This window comes from Pontibacter sp. FD36 (genome assembly GCF_015686655.1).
Taxonomy (GTDB): Bacteria; Bacteroidota; Bacteroidia; order Cytophagales; family Hymenobacteraceae; genus Pontibacter.
In genome coordinates this window covers 275235-288819 of the sequence record NZ_JADPMP010000005.1, presented here as the reverse complement: position 1 = coordinate 288819, position 13585 = coordinate 275235, and the positions used below count along the sequence as shown (strand labels likewise).

Below are 13585 nucleotides of genomic sequence, written 5' to 3'. Positions count from 1 at the left end.
TGCATTCCGACTGTTTACCGAAAAGCAGCCGCTAAGGTTGGCATAAAACAGAAAAGCCCCCGCTGGGCGGAGGCTCGTTCCATGATATTAGGGTCGCTAATATCTAATCTATGTGGCTTATTTTTGGTCGCGGATAATGTTACCTTGTTCATCAATGCGAACTTTAGCGCTCTGCTGCTGCTCGTTGGTGAAGAAGATCTCATACATTGTTTTGGCACCCTGGCCCTGCGCATTTGCCTGTGCATTGGTATTCTGCGCATTTTGAGTCGCCTGCTCAGCACGGTTTTCCATACCCTGTGCGTTAGCACCAGCGGCATTTCCGTTAGGTGTTACGCGGAACACCTCTACAATCTGCCAGCTGCTGAAAGCCTCAGCCATCAGAGTTTGCTTTACGGGCTCTGGAAGCTCTTCCTGCGTGATTGCTTCACGCTTTACATTTTCTTCCTGTGTTGCAGTCTGAGTTTGGGTCTGTGTCTGTGTTTCAGTTGTTACCTGTGTCTCAGTCTGTACTTGCTCTTCATAGTTTACCTGATTTCCAGTTTCGGCCTGCGCTTCAGTTTCTGTCTCAGTAGTTTGTTCTACTTGCTGCTTCTTCTTCGACTTCTTTTTGTTCTTGTCAGTCTGTGCGTTCGCGTCAAGTGAGGCAAAGCCAAAGAAAGCAATGGCGGCTGCCAGGTAGGTTATTTTTTTCATAGTTTTATTCTGTCGCTCAAGTTTAATTTTTCCTAAAGCCTATTAGTCAAAACTGTGCCAAAACCATATATTTAATTCAAGTTGTTTAAAATCAACCTATTACATATTAAAACAAAAATCCCCAACCTGTGGAATTCGCCTGAAGGTGTAGCGAAAATTCCACAGATTGGGGAGTACAAACTGGGTAATCAGGTATAGATGGGGCTTATGCGCCTAACATAAGAGCCAACGCAATCAGTGAGCCGAAGCCTATTCCGAAACCAGTTGCGGCCTTGCCTACTTTACGCTTATGGGCCTGCTTCTTAAAAGCCTCCCGATAAACCGGCTCTTTCATCAACTGATAGTTCGGGTGAAACAGGTTGTCGACATTAGGTGGTACTGCTGCCGTTACAATACCAGTGACCAAACCGACAGGAGGAAGCAGGAAGGTCGCTCCGGCCGTACCCCAAAGTGGTCCTTGCCCTTTGTAGTACATCAGCGCATCATGACGGCCCTGGTACATCAGTTCTTCAGGGGTATAGTTACGTGACGCTCCGGTACCTGTTGGTATGGCGGAAGCGGTAGCATATTCGTCGTTGCTCTGCGGCAACTGGTTTAGCTGTCGCTGCGAGGGTTGAGTGGCAAACTGCATAGAGGACACATCGTTTCGGAGTACAAACCGCAGTGGGCCTTTCTCTTCGCTTACCATGCGATAATGGATGGTGTCTTCCCCCACTTTCACAATTTTTCCTACTACTTCCTCGCCGTTCTTCTTAACGATCAGATCCTGGCTGTGGCCAAGCATGGCGGTTAGTACGAAACATACACTTAGTACCGCTCTTTTCCATGTCATGAGGTGCATCATCCTGCTTTTCTAATTTTAATTTTGTTTATTTTCAGTCTTGGATTAGGAAAATACAAAGACTATTCCATTTATTGTTTAATCTCTATATTTTATTTCTGTAGCAAAAATTAATTTCCTGACATGTTGTAGCAATGTGGCGTATAAAGCCCCAATGGTACAAACTTAATACCCTGGCGCTACCAGAAATTTGCAAAGCAAGCCGTCAGCCTATACCTTTATAACATGAGCGAACCACGTAAAAAATTATTCCTGCTTGATGCAATGGCTCTGATTTACCGGGCGCACTTTGCCTTCAGCAAAAACCCGCGCATTAACTCCAAGGGCATGAATACGGGCGCTGTGCTCGGCTTCACCAACACCCTGGTAGAGGTACTTCAGAAAGAAAGACCCACTCATATTGGTGTAGCTTTTGACTCAGCGGCCAAGACCTTCCGCCACGACAACTTCGCTGCGTACAAGGCTAACCGACAGGCTATGCCCGAGGATATTTCACTGGCTATACCTTACTGCAAAAAGGTTGTAGAGGCCTTCAACATTCCAGTGCTCATCATGGACGGCTACGAGGCTGACGACATCATCGGCACCCTGGCCTGCCGCGCCGAAAAAGATGATTTTGACGTGTACATGATGACGCCCGACAAAGACTATTGCCAGTTGGTGACGGAGCACGTTTTCTTATACAAGCCGGCTTTCCTGGGTAATGCCGTAGAGGTGTGGGATGTGGCGCGGGTACTGGAGAAGTTTGAAATTGAACGGGTGGAGCAGGTGATCGACATACTCGGCCTGCAAGGTGACGCCGTGGATAACATACCAGGTATACCGGGTATCGGTGAGAAAACTGCCAAGTCTTTGATCCAGCGTTTTGGCTCCGTAGAAAACCTGATTGCTAATGCCGACCAGCTAAAAGGCAAGCAGAAAGAAAACGTGGTAAACTTTGCCGACCAGGGCATGATGTCCAAAGAGTTGGCCACCATCCACTGCGATGTACCCGTGCCGTTCAGTGCAGAGGCATTGCATTATGACGGTCCTAACGAAGAGCAACTGGCTGAGCTGTTTGCCGAGCTGGAGTTCCGTCAGCTGATGCAGCGTGTGCTGGGTATCTCCATGGCCGAGGCATCGCCCGCCAAAGTCGCAACCCGACGCGGCAAGCCCGCTAACCAGCAACAAACCTCTTTATTCGACTCGGCGGCTCCTGCAGCTGTAGCCGATGATGAAGTAGAAATAGCAACTGAACATGTTCCGTTTGAGCGGTTCAGCAACACTGTACAGGACTACCACCTGATCGACACCCCGGCCCTGCGCCAAAGCCTGATCCGCTACCTGCAGAAGCAGCAGGAGTTTTCCTTTGATACCGAAACCAGCAGCATCGATCCGATCACGGCCAAGCTAGTAGGTATGTCGTTCAGCTACCTCTCGGGTGAAGCTTATTATGTGCCGGTACCGCCCAATGAAGAAGAGGCAATGCGCCTCGCTGCTGAATTCAAAGACGTGCTCGAGAACCCCAACATCGCCAAGATCGGACAGAACATCAAGTACGATATCCTGGTGATGAAGAATTATGGTGTTGAGGTGAACGGGCCAATCTTTGATACCATGCTGGCGCACTACCTGCTGGAGCCCGAGATGCGTCATAACATGGATGTACTGGCCGAAACCTACCTCAACTACAGCCCTATACCTATCACCGACCTGATTGGGCCAAAAGGCAAGAATCAGATCACGATGGCTGACCTGAAACCGGAAGAGGTGAAGGACTATGCCTGTGAGGATGCCGATATCACGCTGCGCCTGAAGCGCTACTTTGAACCACTACTGCTGGAGCAGGGCCTGATGAAGCTGTTCAATGAAGTCGAAAACCCGCTGGTGCAAGTGCTGGCAGGTATAGAGAAAGAAGGTATATCGATCGACGCCAATGCGCTGGCCGACATTTCGCTGCTGCTGGAGCAGGAGATTAAAGGTATAGAGACCCGCATCTTCGAACTGGCTGACACAGAGTTTAACATCGGCTCCCCAAAACAACTCGGCGAAGTGCTCTTCGACAAAATGGGGCTGCACGGCAAAGCCAAGATCAAAAAGACGAAGACCGGGCAGTATGCCACCGGTGAGGAGATCCTCTCCAAACTGGCTGGCGAGCACGAGATCGTGCGCCTGATCCTGGATCACCGCGAACTTGCCAAACTCAAGTCGACCTACGTGGATGCCTTGCCGCAGCTCGTGTGCGAACTGGATAACCGCGTGCATACCTCGTTCAACCAGGCCGTGACGGCCACAGGCCGCTTGAGCTCCACTAACCCGAATCTGCAGAACATCCCGATCCGTACGGAGCGGGGCCGCGAGATCCGCAAGGCCTTTGTGCCCCGCGACAGCAAGCACCTGATCATCTCGGCGGACTACTCTCAGATCGAGCTACGCATCATGGCTGATTTCAGCGGCGACCCAACCATGAAGGAAGCCTTCAAAAATGGGCTGGACATTCACGCCTCCACAGCCAGCAAAGTATTCCATGTGCCGCTCGACCAGGTGGACAGTGAAATGCGCCGGAAAGCCAAGACGATCAACTTCGGCATCATTTACGGTATTTCGGCCTTTGGTCTGTCGGAGCGACTCGGTATACCACGCCGCGAAGCTGCTGACATCATTGAGGCTTATTTTGAGGAGTTCCCAGCCGTGAAGGAGTACATGGACAGCGCCATCGAGAAGGCCCGCGAGCATGAATATGTAGAAACTGTGCTGGGACGCCGCCGCTACCTGCGCGATATCAACTCCCGCAACGCCACGGTACGCGGGTTTGCCGAGCGCAACGCCGTAAATGCCCCGATACAAGGCACTGCTGCTGACATCATCAAGATCGCGATGATCAACATACACGAGTACCTGCGCCACGAAAACCTGAAGACCCGTATGATTCTGCAGGTGCATGACGAACTCCTCTTTGACGCTCCAAAAGAGGAAGTGGACATTGTGACGCCAAAAATCGTAGAACTAATGACCAACGCCCTGCCCCTGAGCGTGCCGATGGAGGTGGGCCTGGGTGTGGGTAAGAACTGGCTGGAAGCACACTAAGGTATAGCTGGCTATACCTGCCTACCGCTATACCTGACAAAAAAGAGAAAGGCGCCTTCCAATGCGGAAGGCGCCTTTCTGTGCTTACTGTGCTTAAATAGTCTTGTTAGTAAATAGAATTAGGGGTTCTTTACAGCATTATATCGCGTCTCGTCAGCTAAGTGAATTTTAGCATTATGTTTATTATTGATGGCTTTGATAATCTCGTTAGCAATTAAGGCATTGCCTCTAGGCGTTGGATGGATTTTATCTAATGAAAATACTTTCCCTGTAATAAAAGTAGATGAATAATTAAATCCGTTAACATTAAGACCAGTTTTTACAGAGTTAAAAAATGCACTTATGTCTACAATACCAATATTTGCAGTTGCTTTACCCGCAATGATTTGATTAAATTGATTAGTAGCTTGCTTTGCAATAATTATTTCATCCTTGTCGAGAACTTCATTATTTCTAAGAGGGCTAAGAGGGTTGAACCCACGTGGCATAATTGCACCACCAACATTTTCAGGTGTACCTGCTGTTGTTGTAGGTAACACATAGTCTTCAATGGTTGCAACACGTACAACACCATTGCTTTGCGTAATGTATAAATTCAATCCTAATGAAGTTCCTGTTTGTATGAGTGCAGTTGTAGTCTTATTAGTAAAGTGGGGCATTGTTGTTATATCTGGAATATTAATCACCATTCCTTTAGCCCCGGATTTTGTAAGGATTGCTATAAGAGCACTTAATTTAGACTCAAACATAGTAAGCTGTGTGATAGGTATTGTACCTCCCGAAGTAGCATAGCTCAGGACATCATTTGCACCTAACCATAAAGTAAAAAACGTTGGGTTCGAGGTCTCTACTAAGTTAACATACGAATATAAGTATGGATTTGGTTGACTATCAGGAATTAAACGCTCTAAATATGGATTGAACCCTGGTGTACTTTGGAAACCATAGCCAGGCATATTGATATTTTCTAGCTTCATGCCTGGAATGCCTAAATTCTGAATAGGGTTTTCATATTTCGTGTACAGAAGCTTATTATTACTTCCCGTTCCCCTAATAGCCAAATAATCAGTTACGGGCGACAATAAAGGATTACCAGCCGCATCAAAGCCTGTAAGCCTCAAATAGCCAGAACCGTTGCGTTGCGCTTCGGTAAACAATGGCTGCGTGAAAGTACCGCCTCCTACATTTCTAAACTGTTTGGCAAGTATGGCAGGAAAGGAATTCAATTGTCCCTCTCTATACAAGCCTCCATCAGCATACCCTGCCGTAAATGAGTCTCCAATGGAAATAAATCTAGTAAAATCTGCATTACCTGCGGAAGGTTGTTCCACATTAAGTGTCCGAACACTTCGAATTTCTAACTTCTCTCCATTATTTTTATCTAGCATTTCAAAGTTAAATTCATTCGAATTTAACTTTGAAATTGTAAGTTGATACTCATCATCTAATGTAATTACGTTATCGCTTACTAGTCTCCAAGGTATTAATTGGACCTCAGTATAATCAGAATTTCTAATATAATTAAGCTCCAAAGAAACGAGTCCCTCTCCACCATGTTCAAATCCAAAAACACTCTTCTCAGTATTAAATTCTATCTCACTATCAAGAGTTAATATGTTTGTTTCGTTTTTATAAATACCTACTACTATCCATTTGCCCATGAATGGGTAACTAGGTTCTATACTTTCTTTAGGGGAACAACCACCTATAATGCTTACTACAGCAAATAGAAAGCTAATAAGTCTTATTTTCATTGTATGTTATTAATTTGTAACACTCACATAAATTATGTGAGTGTTACAAATTAATAACATAGTCTGTATATTTAGTAATATATATGTATAAATATTAGGATTTGCATAAAAAAAGCGCACCAATTAATGGTGCGCTTTTTTTATGCAAATCCCAAGTCAATGATTTATGGGAGTCGTACAGTACGGTACTGCGTTTCGTCAACCTTAGGAATACGAGCATTGTATTTGTCATTAATGACTCTAATAAACTCATTCGCTACCAACGCTGCCCCTCTAGGCGTAAAGTGAATACCATCTAAGCTAAATGCATTACCAGTAACAAGTACCGAGTTATAGTTTACACCGTTCTGAGAAAAACCATCTGATAGCTTATTCAAATATGTATTGAAGTCAGCATATCCTAATCCTAACCTATCCGCCTCAGCTTTTAATATATTATTAAAGCTCGTCGTAGCATTTCTTACGTTCAGAACCTCTTCCTCAGACAATATATGTTTATCAGCAATAGGAAGTTGAGAACCTAATCCAAAACACTTTAACGAATCTTGGGGAATGGTAAGTGCTACATACTCTCCTGCTTTAAGCTGTCGGACTACACCATTTTCCTTAATCACAAATGGGTTGGGGCCTTCAGCAAACTTAAGTTCGTAAGGAATACCTGCTTGTTTATAAGCATCATTTAGAGGCTTATAAGCAGCAGTTAAGCCTTGTGCTTGTGCAGCGTTTAAGACTAAGCCATTATAAGGCACTGTTGTGAAGAATGGAATTTTTGAAACATCAGGGATATTTCCTACTACTCCTTTAGCACCATTGCTTGTCAGCTGGGCAAGCGTTGCTTTAATTGAACCTTCAAATGTTGCCTCTGGTGTAATCTGGTCGTCTACCCCACCAGCAGTTGCATAGCCTAACACATCATTGTTGCCAATCCAAAGGGTAAAGAAAGTAGGGTTTTGAGCCATTGCATCCGCAAGCACACTTGTTGTTGCTGACGTTGCAAATCTTGCAAAGAATGGATTACCTGCTGCACTCCCATAACCATTAGCTGGTAGATGAAAAGATCTTGCCCCAGGCACACCTAGGTTATTGTACTTTGTAGACCCAGTTAATGGGGCAAATACAGTTAAGTTCCCAACTGGACCTGATAGAACTGGACCAATGGATGTCTCATTTCTGCAGTCTGTTGATGGTCCTAAAACTAATCGAGGAGGTACAACAAATGTATTTGGTGCAATCATTCTCGGCGAACCTGCACTCACACCTTCAGCAAATAATGGCTGGTTAAACTCCCCTCCTCCTACATTTCTAAATTGTTCAGCTAGTATGGCAGGGTACGAGTTTAATTGACCCTCACGGTACAAAGCTCCATCTTGAAAACCTGCAGTCAAAGAGTTACCTAAAGCAACATAAGTACTAAAATCTGCTTCGCCTGAACTGGCTGCAGGGGTATCAATATCTGGATCGCAGCTTGTTAAGAATACACCCGCCATCAAGGCAAGCGCACTCGATTTAAAGAAAAACTTTTTCATATACTTAAATGAAGAAAATTAGAATTTGAAGTTAAGACCAATGCCAGGGATGTAGGCCACAGCCTTGAAAGTGCCTGGTACACCACCAGACAGGTTAGCAGCATCAGTTCTCTCTTTTCTGTTGATATAAAGGAAAGAAGCGTCGATGCTGAAGTTTTCAGAAACGGAATAGCCTATACCTGCAGAAAGACCGCGTGAGTCTGAATCCGGCGTTTCTGGTGTCAGGTAGCCGTCCTGTACAGGCGTCTTGTCAAGGTAAGCACCGGCACGAAGGGCCAAGGCGTCATTCACCATGTACTCACCACCAATGCGATAGATGAAAGCGTTCTCGTAATTACGGCCGGCCTCTGAGAAAGGACTGCCACCCACGTTCTGGCTAAAGTCGAAGCGTAGCTTCTCGTAAGCATCCCAGCCTACATGGCTCACATCAGCAGCTAATGTCAGGCGCTCGTTCGGCTTGAAGCCTATACCCACTGAAAGTGTTGAAGGCATTGGAAGTTCCGCGTTGAAAGTCGTGCCATCAGGGAAGTTGCCGCGTGCAGCCGCTGGAATGTTACTGAACATTACATCGCCACCTTCTACACTCAGGTCTACTTTGGAGCGGTAGTTCACACCGATAGAGAGTTTCTCAGTTGGCTGGAAGAAGATACCTGCGTTGAAGCCAAATGCCGACTCAGCGCTGCCATCCAGTTCAATACCGCCTTCAGTGCCGTCCTGGCTCTGCACAGGCAGCGAACGCTGCAGGTTTACACTTCCAATTACATACGAAAGACCTACACCTATACCCAGCTTGTCTGTAATAGCATAGCTAATAGTCGGCTGCACATAAATAGCCTGCAGTTTCAGCTGGTTCAATCCATAACGGCCGCTCCACTCATCGCCCCAGTTCACGGTGCTGCCAAAGGGAGTGTATACACCAAGGCCGGCAGAGAATTTCTCATTTATGTTGTACACGCCATATACCTGGAAGGGAGTACCCAGTGGGTTATCTGTACGAGCCGTAACACCTCCAGACTCAGGAGCAGAATAAGCGATTCTGGAGACAAGCGCACTGCCGCCTATCGTCACGCCACTGTAGCCGATGTGGCTCATGGCTCCAGGGTTAAAGAAGATGCTGGACGTACCTGTCAGAAGGCCTGTACCCGTGTGGCCCATACCGATCTGGCGCTGGCTCGCCAGGTTTACCTGGTATCCGCCAGCCATGGCCGTACCTGTGAGCAGGGCGCTACCTAATAAGGCTAAGATTTTGCTTTTCATAAAATGCGACTTGTTTAAATATAGGGTGTTAATAAGGTAAAACAAATATATAAAACATTCATACTTCCTAAAGCACATGTACCACCTTTTTTCAAATAAAATCAGTTTTTGGTCGAAAAATTATCTGTTCCTTCCGGACTGCTCTGAACAAAGCTTCCTAAAAGCAGTTTTTTTGATGCGAAAGCTATCCCAGATAGGGATTCTGCGTTTATAGAGTCTCAACTTAAAACCCAAATGAAGGAACAATACGACGTGATTATAATTGGAGGAGGGCCTGCTGGTCTGAATGCTGCCATGATACTGGGACGTTCGCGCCGCAAGGTGCTCTTGTTTGACAGTGGCAAGCCCCGCAATCGCTGGGCCACCAGCATGAATGGCTTTTTGTCCAGTGACGGGGTGAACCCGCGTGATTTTATAAAGAAGGGACGCGAAGAACTAGTAAAATACGGCGTGCAGATAATAGACCGTGCCGTGAAAACAGCTACCTATAGCAAAGGCCAGTATGTAGTAGACGACGAGGACGAAAATGTGTACCACTCACGCAAGATGCTGCTGGCTACCGGCCTCAGAGATGCTCTACCTAAAGTGGAAGGTATAGAAGAACTTTATGGTAAAAGTGTGCACCACTGCCCATACTGCGACGGCTGGGAAAATCGTGACAAAGCCATAGCTGTATACGGAAAAGACCGCAGCGGCATAGGCCAGGCCCTGGCCATGAAAAACTGGAGTGACGATGTGACCTTGTATACCGACGGCACCCAGAAACTAAACAACAAAGACATGGAATTGCTTAACCTAAACGGGGTAAAGGTATGCACGGAAGCTATTACCCACTTAGAGGGCGATGACGGCATACTACAGCGAATTGTTTTGCAGAGCGGCGAGTCGAAGCAACAGGGGGCGCTCTTCTTTTCGGGCGAAACCAGTCAGCAGTCGGATATCGGCCGGCAGTTGGGCTGTGAATTTACCGGCAAAGGCGTCATCAAGACACGTCGTCTCCAGCAAGCCAACATTCCGGGCCTTTATGTGGCCGGTGATGCGGCCCGTGATATGCAACTGGTGATTGTGGCCGCCGCCGAAGGCGCCAAAGCCGGGGTGGCCATCAACATGGAGTTGCAGCAGGAAGACAGAGTAAAACCTTAGGCCATGCTGGCAGTAGCATCGCTGGCCTCCTGGGCGGGGCTTGGCAGATGCTGCTCCACAGGCTGAAAAAGGTGCTCCTTCAGGCAGTAGCGGTATCCCTCTACCAGCATGTGCATGATCAGGTGCTCTACGGCAATGGGCTGGTTTTCTGACACCTGCCTTGTGTTAGTGAACCGGATCTTGCTGGCGTCAATGATTGTCACGACTCCCGTGCCGAACACTTCTATTTTATTCCCCTCTTTGATAATAATACCCGTTTCCTCGCTCAAACCCACGCCAACATATGCCGGATCGTGCGCCACAGCATGGGCTAGTCGCCCAAAGCGGCCACGCTCCACAAAGTGCGTGTCGATGTACACATGGCTGATAAACCCGAAGCCGATCGTGGTTTTCATCTCTCCTTTGATAAGCGAGTAGTGACCGTAGCCATCGTAGATCATACGGTCTGACATGATGGCGGCCCCTGCGCTGGTGCCGGCTATGATGATGGGCTCTTGGTGATAACGGCGACGCATGATCTCGAGCAGCTGTGTTCCGTTCAGAAACTCAATTAAACGAACCTGGTCCCCTCCCGTAAAGAAGATAACGTCAGCCTGCTGAATGCGGCTGATATACTCTGGCTGGTCAGCGGCGTGGTTTTCGTCGATGAGCATGAACTGCACGCAGTCACAGCCTAGCTCTTCAAAGGCTTCTTTGTACGCCTTACCAGACTCTTCTGGATCACTGGTAGCAGTTGCTATTACTTCGATACGGGAATGTATCGGACATATCTCAGACCTGATCAACTTAATTAAGTCATCATCATACCCACCTCCGAGCGCTATTAAAGTGCCTTTATACATAAGTGCTCCTGTTTGCTTGATTTTTCACGTTCTCTTCACGATAAACGCCTGTATACTTTACAATTGAGTGCCCGAAAAGATCTGAACAGCACGACAGTCTGTTAAAATCCTGTTCGTTTTCGAACAAACACCTGTACGCTATTGGACGATTTAAGTAGACAAACCATTAATCTAAATTCATAAACTGCTTATTATCAGCGTTTTATCCGATTGGCACATAAAATGTAATATGCTAATCAGAAATAAAAAAAAATTTAGGAACACCAAGCAACCTTTTACCTAACTCCTCTATCTATTAAGTACTTACAACATGAAACGAAAAACCTTTTAAATATCAACTATTATGAAAATCATCATCTTATTATTCGCCATAGTACTCGGCTTCGGAGCCACCTGCAAAAAGAAAGCAGACGATATCAGAGTAACAGCCGCTAAGTACAAACTGCAGCAAGAGCAAAAAGAGCTACGCAGCTACCCTAACCTGTTGCCAGAAGTGCTGATCGTAGCACCAAAGGCCTAACATCTTGACAGATCTCAACCCAACATACACCATCATCTTAACCTGAATTACTATGAAAATCCTAATTCTTTTGTTTGGACTTACAGCCGCCTTCGGCGCTGCTGGCAAAAAAACTACCAGCGACTTGAAAGAAATGAAGCACCGCCAGGAACTCAAGGAGCTGGAGCGTTATCCTAACCTGCTTCCTGAGGTAGTGATTACCATTTCGCGTGACTCCCTGATAAAGTAGCGTACCTGATTATACCTGTTTCCTAACTCCGCCATTAGTACTAAATAAAACCATGAAAATCATCATTCTTTTGTTAGCCCTGGTAGCCGCCTTTGGCTTCGCCTTGAAAAAAACCGTTGACGAGCGTGTGCTGCTGGCTGATCGCTTGCAACAGGAGCGCCTCACATTGCTTTACAGCACTGAAGCTCCTGCTTCTCAGCCCGTGGCCATGCTGTAGTACCGCACCTTTTTCAGGGCCTTTGCCAAACCGTATAACAAAGCTTATACCTAGGCCCAGCATTTACAAAGCCTTTTCCTGCATTACCGTTACGCTCCTGCACAGACAGGGCGAACAGAAAGACATTGCCCTTATAAAACAGCAATCGCCCGACCTGAATGGGGTCGGGCGATTGTTGCTAATTTTCCTTTTTCTTGAATATCTTGTTCAGGTCTATGCGCTTCTCGGGTTCAGGCTCAGGAACAGGCTCCTCTTTCTTTCCAAATGGCCATACCTTCTTTTTAGGCGGCTCCGGCTCTTTCTTCTTGCCAAAAGGCCAACCTGATTTCTCCTCTTCCACCTCTTGCTTGCCAAAAGGCCAAATCTTCTTTTTCTCTTTCTTCTCCGGCACGATCACATATCGGATCGAAATGCCTGTGGCCAGGTTTACCCAGTCTTCGTGGTTGAAGTGCAGGGCTGGTTTTACGTCGGCTGAGAGCAGTATGGGCAAGCCGTTTATCTTGTACTCCACTCCCACAATGGCATCCAAACCAGTGAATACGCCCTGGTCTTTCAGATTTCCGATGTGGCCGCCGCCGCCCAGGTAATAGTTGAAGCGCTTGCCTAGCATGGGCCAGTGCCGCTGATAAAGCAAGGTGCCGCTGTACTCCCGCGACCCCACCAGCGCTATACCTTCCAGTGTGGTTTTCTCTGCAATGCGCTGCTGTACGGTAGCCCCAAACTGGTCGCCACCGAGTCGTATACCTGCTGCTGTTCTGTATTTCTGCGCCTGGCTGGCCGTAGCCGCACCCGCCACCAATAGTATCGTAATAAAAATCTTCTTCATGAAATTGTATTCGGAGTTTGCATCCTGCCGCTGCAAATATCTTACCTATTCTGCACAAGTGAGGCAGTGTAATGCCATCTCGCCGATGTTTTTTTGAAAAGAGCCCTGGCCACAATAGCGTAGCATTAATGGAGCTGAATTATGGAAACGGCCGCATTGGCCGGACTTGTATACCTAAGTAGGAAAATTGACCTTCGCTATACCTTAGTAGTCGCCTTTAAAACCACCGCGACTGGCTTTTTTGTCGGATTGGCGGCGCTTCCCTTCCAGGCGTTTGCGCACAGATGCGCGTGTGGGCTTGGTGGCTTTCCGCTTTTTCTGTCGGGTAAGTGCCTGCCGGAGCAGCTCATAGAAGCGCTCGATGCACTGCTCCTTGTTCTGCAGCTGACTGCGCTCTGCCTGGCACACCACCTGCAGCACGCCCTCGCTGTTGATGCGGCTGCCCAGTTTCTCCTGTATCAGTGCCTTCTCCTCGTCCGTCAGCAATTCCGAGTCGCCCACATGGAAGCGCAGTTCTACTTTGCTGGCTACCTTATTCACATTTTGCCCGCCGGCTCCCCCACTGCGCGAAGCCTGAAAGCTCAGCTCCCGCTCAAAGTCACGTTCTCTAATATCTGTCATACCGATGCTATACCTTCCAAATCAATCTTGTAGCCAGCTCTTTATACCTG

Annotated in this window: 13 protein-coding genes; 5 read left to right on the top strand and 8 right to left on the bottom strand. The window is 47.2% G+C overall.

Annotated features, from left to right (window positions below; translation table 11 throughout):
• Positions 1–117: 117 nt before the first annotated feature.
• On the bottom strand, positions 118–693 hold the full coding sequence (locus I0P70_RS09110; protein WP_196116912.1) for a hypothetical protein: 576 nt from the start codon (positions 691–693) through the stop codon (positions 118–120).
• A 205-nt stretch (positions 694–898) separates the two neighbouring features.
• Positions 899–1525, bottom strand: a complete 627-nt coding sequence (locus I0P70_RS09105) for a hypothetical protein (RefSeq protein WP_230392085.1) — start codon at positions 1523–1525, stop codon at positions 899–901.
• A 234-nt stretch (positions 1526–1759) separates the two neighbouring features.
• Here I0P70_RS09105 and polA point away from each other — a divergent pair, with 234 nt between their 5' ends.
• Complete coding sequence (gene polA / locus I0P70_RS09100) at positions 1760–4600, top strand: DNA polymerase I (protein WP_196116908.1); 2841 nt, start codon at positions 1760–1762, stop codon at positions 4598–4600.
• 119 nt (positions 4601–4719) lie between these two features.
• On the opposite strand, the gene I0P70_RS09095 is transcribed toward polA, so the two are convergent.
• The 3 genes from I0P70_RS09095 to I0P70_RS09085 form a co-directional block, all read right to left on the bottom strand.
• On the bottom strand, positions 4720–6354 hold the full coding sequence (locus tag I0P70_RS09095; RefSeq protein WP_196116907.1) for an SGNH/GDSL hydrolase family protein: 1635 nt from the start codon (positions 6352–6354) through the stop codon (positions 4720–4722).
• A 164-nt stretch (positions 6355–6518) separates the two neighbouring features.
• Positions 6519–7880, bottom strand: a complete 1362-nt coding sequence (locus I0P70_RS09090; RefSeq protein ID WP_196116906.1) for an SGNH/GDSL hydrolase family protein — start codon at positions 7878–7880, stop codon at positions 6519–6521.
• Positions 7881–7898: 18 nt separating this feature from the next.
• Positions 7899–9137, bottom strand: coding sequence for an OmpP1/FadL family transporter (locus I0P70_RS09085; RefSeq protein WP_196116904.1), 1239 nt, complete (start codon positions 9135–9137; stop codon positions 7899–7901).
• A gap of 234 nt (positions 9138–9371) precedes the next feature.
• Between I0P70_RS09085 and I0P70_RS09080 the strand changes: the two genes are divergently transcribed.
• Positions 9372–10280 carry an NAD(P)/FAD-dependent oxidoreductase gene (locus I0P70_RS09080; RefSeq protein ID WP_196116901.1) on the top strand — a complete coding sequence of 303 codons (909 nt, stop codon included), beginning with the start codon at positions 9372–9374 and terminating at the stop codon, positions 10278–10280.
• Here I0P70_RS09080 and I0P70_RS09075 read toward each other — a convergent pair.
• Entirely contained in the window at positions 10277–11122 is an 846-nt protein-coding gene (locus tag I0P70_RS09075; RefSeq protein WP_196116899.1) for a cyanophycinase, read from the bottom strand. The two genes, I0P70_RS09080 and I0P70_RS09075, sit on opposite strands and share 4 nt — an antisense overlap.
• A 343-nt stretch (positions 11123–11465) precedes the next feature.
• Between I0P70_RS09075 and I0P70_RS09070 the strand changes: the two genes are divergently transcribed.
• The 3 genes from I0P70_RS09070 to I0P70_RS09060 are packed head-to-tail and all read left to right on the top strand — an operon-like array spanning position 11466 to position 12088.
• On the top strand, positions 11466–11642 hold the full coding sequence (locus tag I0P70_RS09070) for a hypothetical protein (RefSeq protein ID WP_196116897.1): 177 nt from the start codon (positions 11466–11468) through the stop codon (positions 11640–11642).
• A gap of 52 nt (positions 11643–11694) precedes the next feature.
• On the top strand, positions 11695–11871 hold the full coding sequence (locus I0P70_RS09065) for a hypothetical protein (RefSeq protein WP_196116896.1): 177 nt from the start codon (positions 11695–11697) through the stop codon (positions 11869–11871).
• A gap of 52 nt (positions 11872–11923) precedes the next feature.
• A complete protein-coding gene (locus tag I0P70_RS09060; RefSeq protein WP_196116894.1) occupies positions 11924–12088 on the top strand; it encodes a hypothetical protein in 165 nt (54 codons plus the stop codon).
• A gap of 178 nt (positions 12089–12266) precedes the next feature.
• Here the strand turns inward: I0P70_RS09060 and I0P70_RS09055 are convergent, their stop codons facing one another.
• Both I0P70_RS09055 and arfB read right to left on the bottom strand, forming a co-directional pair.
• A complete protein-coding gene (locus tag I0P70_RS09055) occupies positions 12267–12914 on the bottom strand; it encodes a hypothetical protein (RefSeq protein ID WP_196116892.1) in 648 nt (215 codons plus the stop codon).
• A gap of 204 nt (positions 12915–13118) precedes the next feature.
• Positions 13119–13535, bottom strand: coding sequence for an alternative ribosome rescue aminoacyl-tRNA hydrolase ArfB (arfB, locus tag I0P70_RS09050; protein ID WP_196116890.1), 417 nt, complete (start codon positions 13533–13535; stop codon positions 13119–13121).
• Positions 13536–13585 lie beyond the last annotated feature (50 nt).

Coding starts and splice junctions, on each gene's coding strand:
- I0P70_RS09060 (WP_196116894.1), top strand. CDS start 11,924: ATGAAAATCATCATTCTTTTGTTAGCCCTGGTAGCCGCCTTTGGCTTC.
- I0P70_RS09110 (WP_196116912.1), bottom strand. CDS start 693: ATGAAAAAAATAACCTACCTGGCAGCCGCCATTGCTTTCTTTGGCTTT.
- arfB (WP_196116890.1), bottom strand. CDS start 13,535: ATGACAGATATTAGAGAACGTGACTTTGAGCGGGAGCTGAGCTTTCAG.
- I0P70_RS09095 (WP_196116907.1), bottom strand. CDS start 6,354: ATGAAAATAAGACTTATTAGCTTTCTATTTGCTGTAGTAAGCATTATA.
- I0P70_RS09070 (WP_196116897.1), top strand. CDS start 11,466: ATGAAAATCATCATCTTATTATTCGCCATAGTACTCGGCTTCGGAGCC.
- I0P70_RS09085 (WP_196116904.1), bottom strand. CDS start 9,137: ATGAAAAGCAAAATCTTAGCCTTATTAGGTAGCGCCCTGCTCACAGGT.
- I0P70_RS09065 (WP_196116896.1), top strand. CDS start 11,695: ATGAAAATCCTAATTCTTTTGTTTGGACTTACAGCCGCCTTCGGCGCT.
- I0P70_RS09055 (WP_196116892.1), bottom strand. CDS start 12,914: ATGAAGAAGATTTTTATTACGATACTATTGGTGGCGGGTGCGGCTACG.
- I0P70_RS09090 (WP_196116906.1), bottom strand. CDS start 7,880: ATGAAAAAGTTTTTCTTTAAATCGAGTGCGCTTGCCTTGATGGCGGGT.
- polA (WP_196116908.1), top strand. CDS start 1,760: ATGAGCGAACCACGTAAAAAATTATTCCTGCTTGATGCAATGGCTCTG.
- I0P70_RS09075 (WP_196116899.1), bottom strand. CDS start 11,122: ATGTATAAAGGCACTTTAATAGCGCTCGGAGGTGGGTATGATGATGAC.
- I0P70_RS09080 (WP_196116901.1), top strand. CDS start 9,372: ATGAAGGAACAATACGACGTGATTATAATTGGAGGAGGGCCTGCTGGT.
- I0P70_RS09105 (WP_230392085.1), bottom strand. CDS start 1,525: ATGACATGGAAAAGAGCGGTACTAAGTGTATGTTTCGTACTAACCGCC.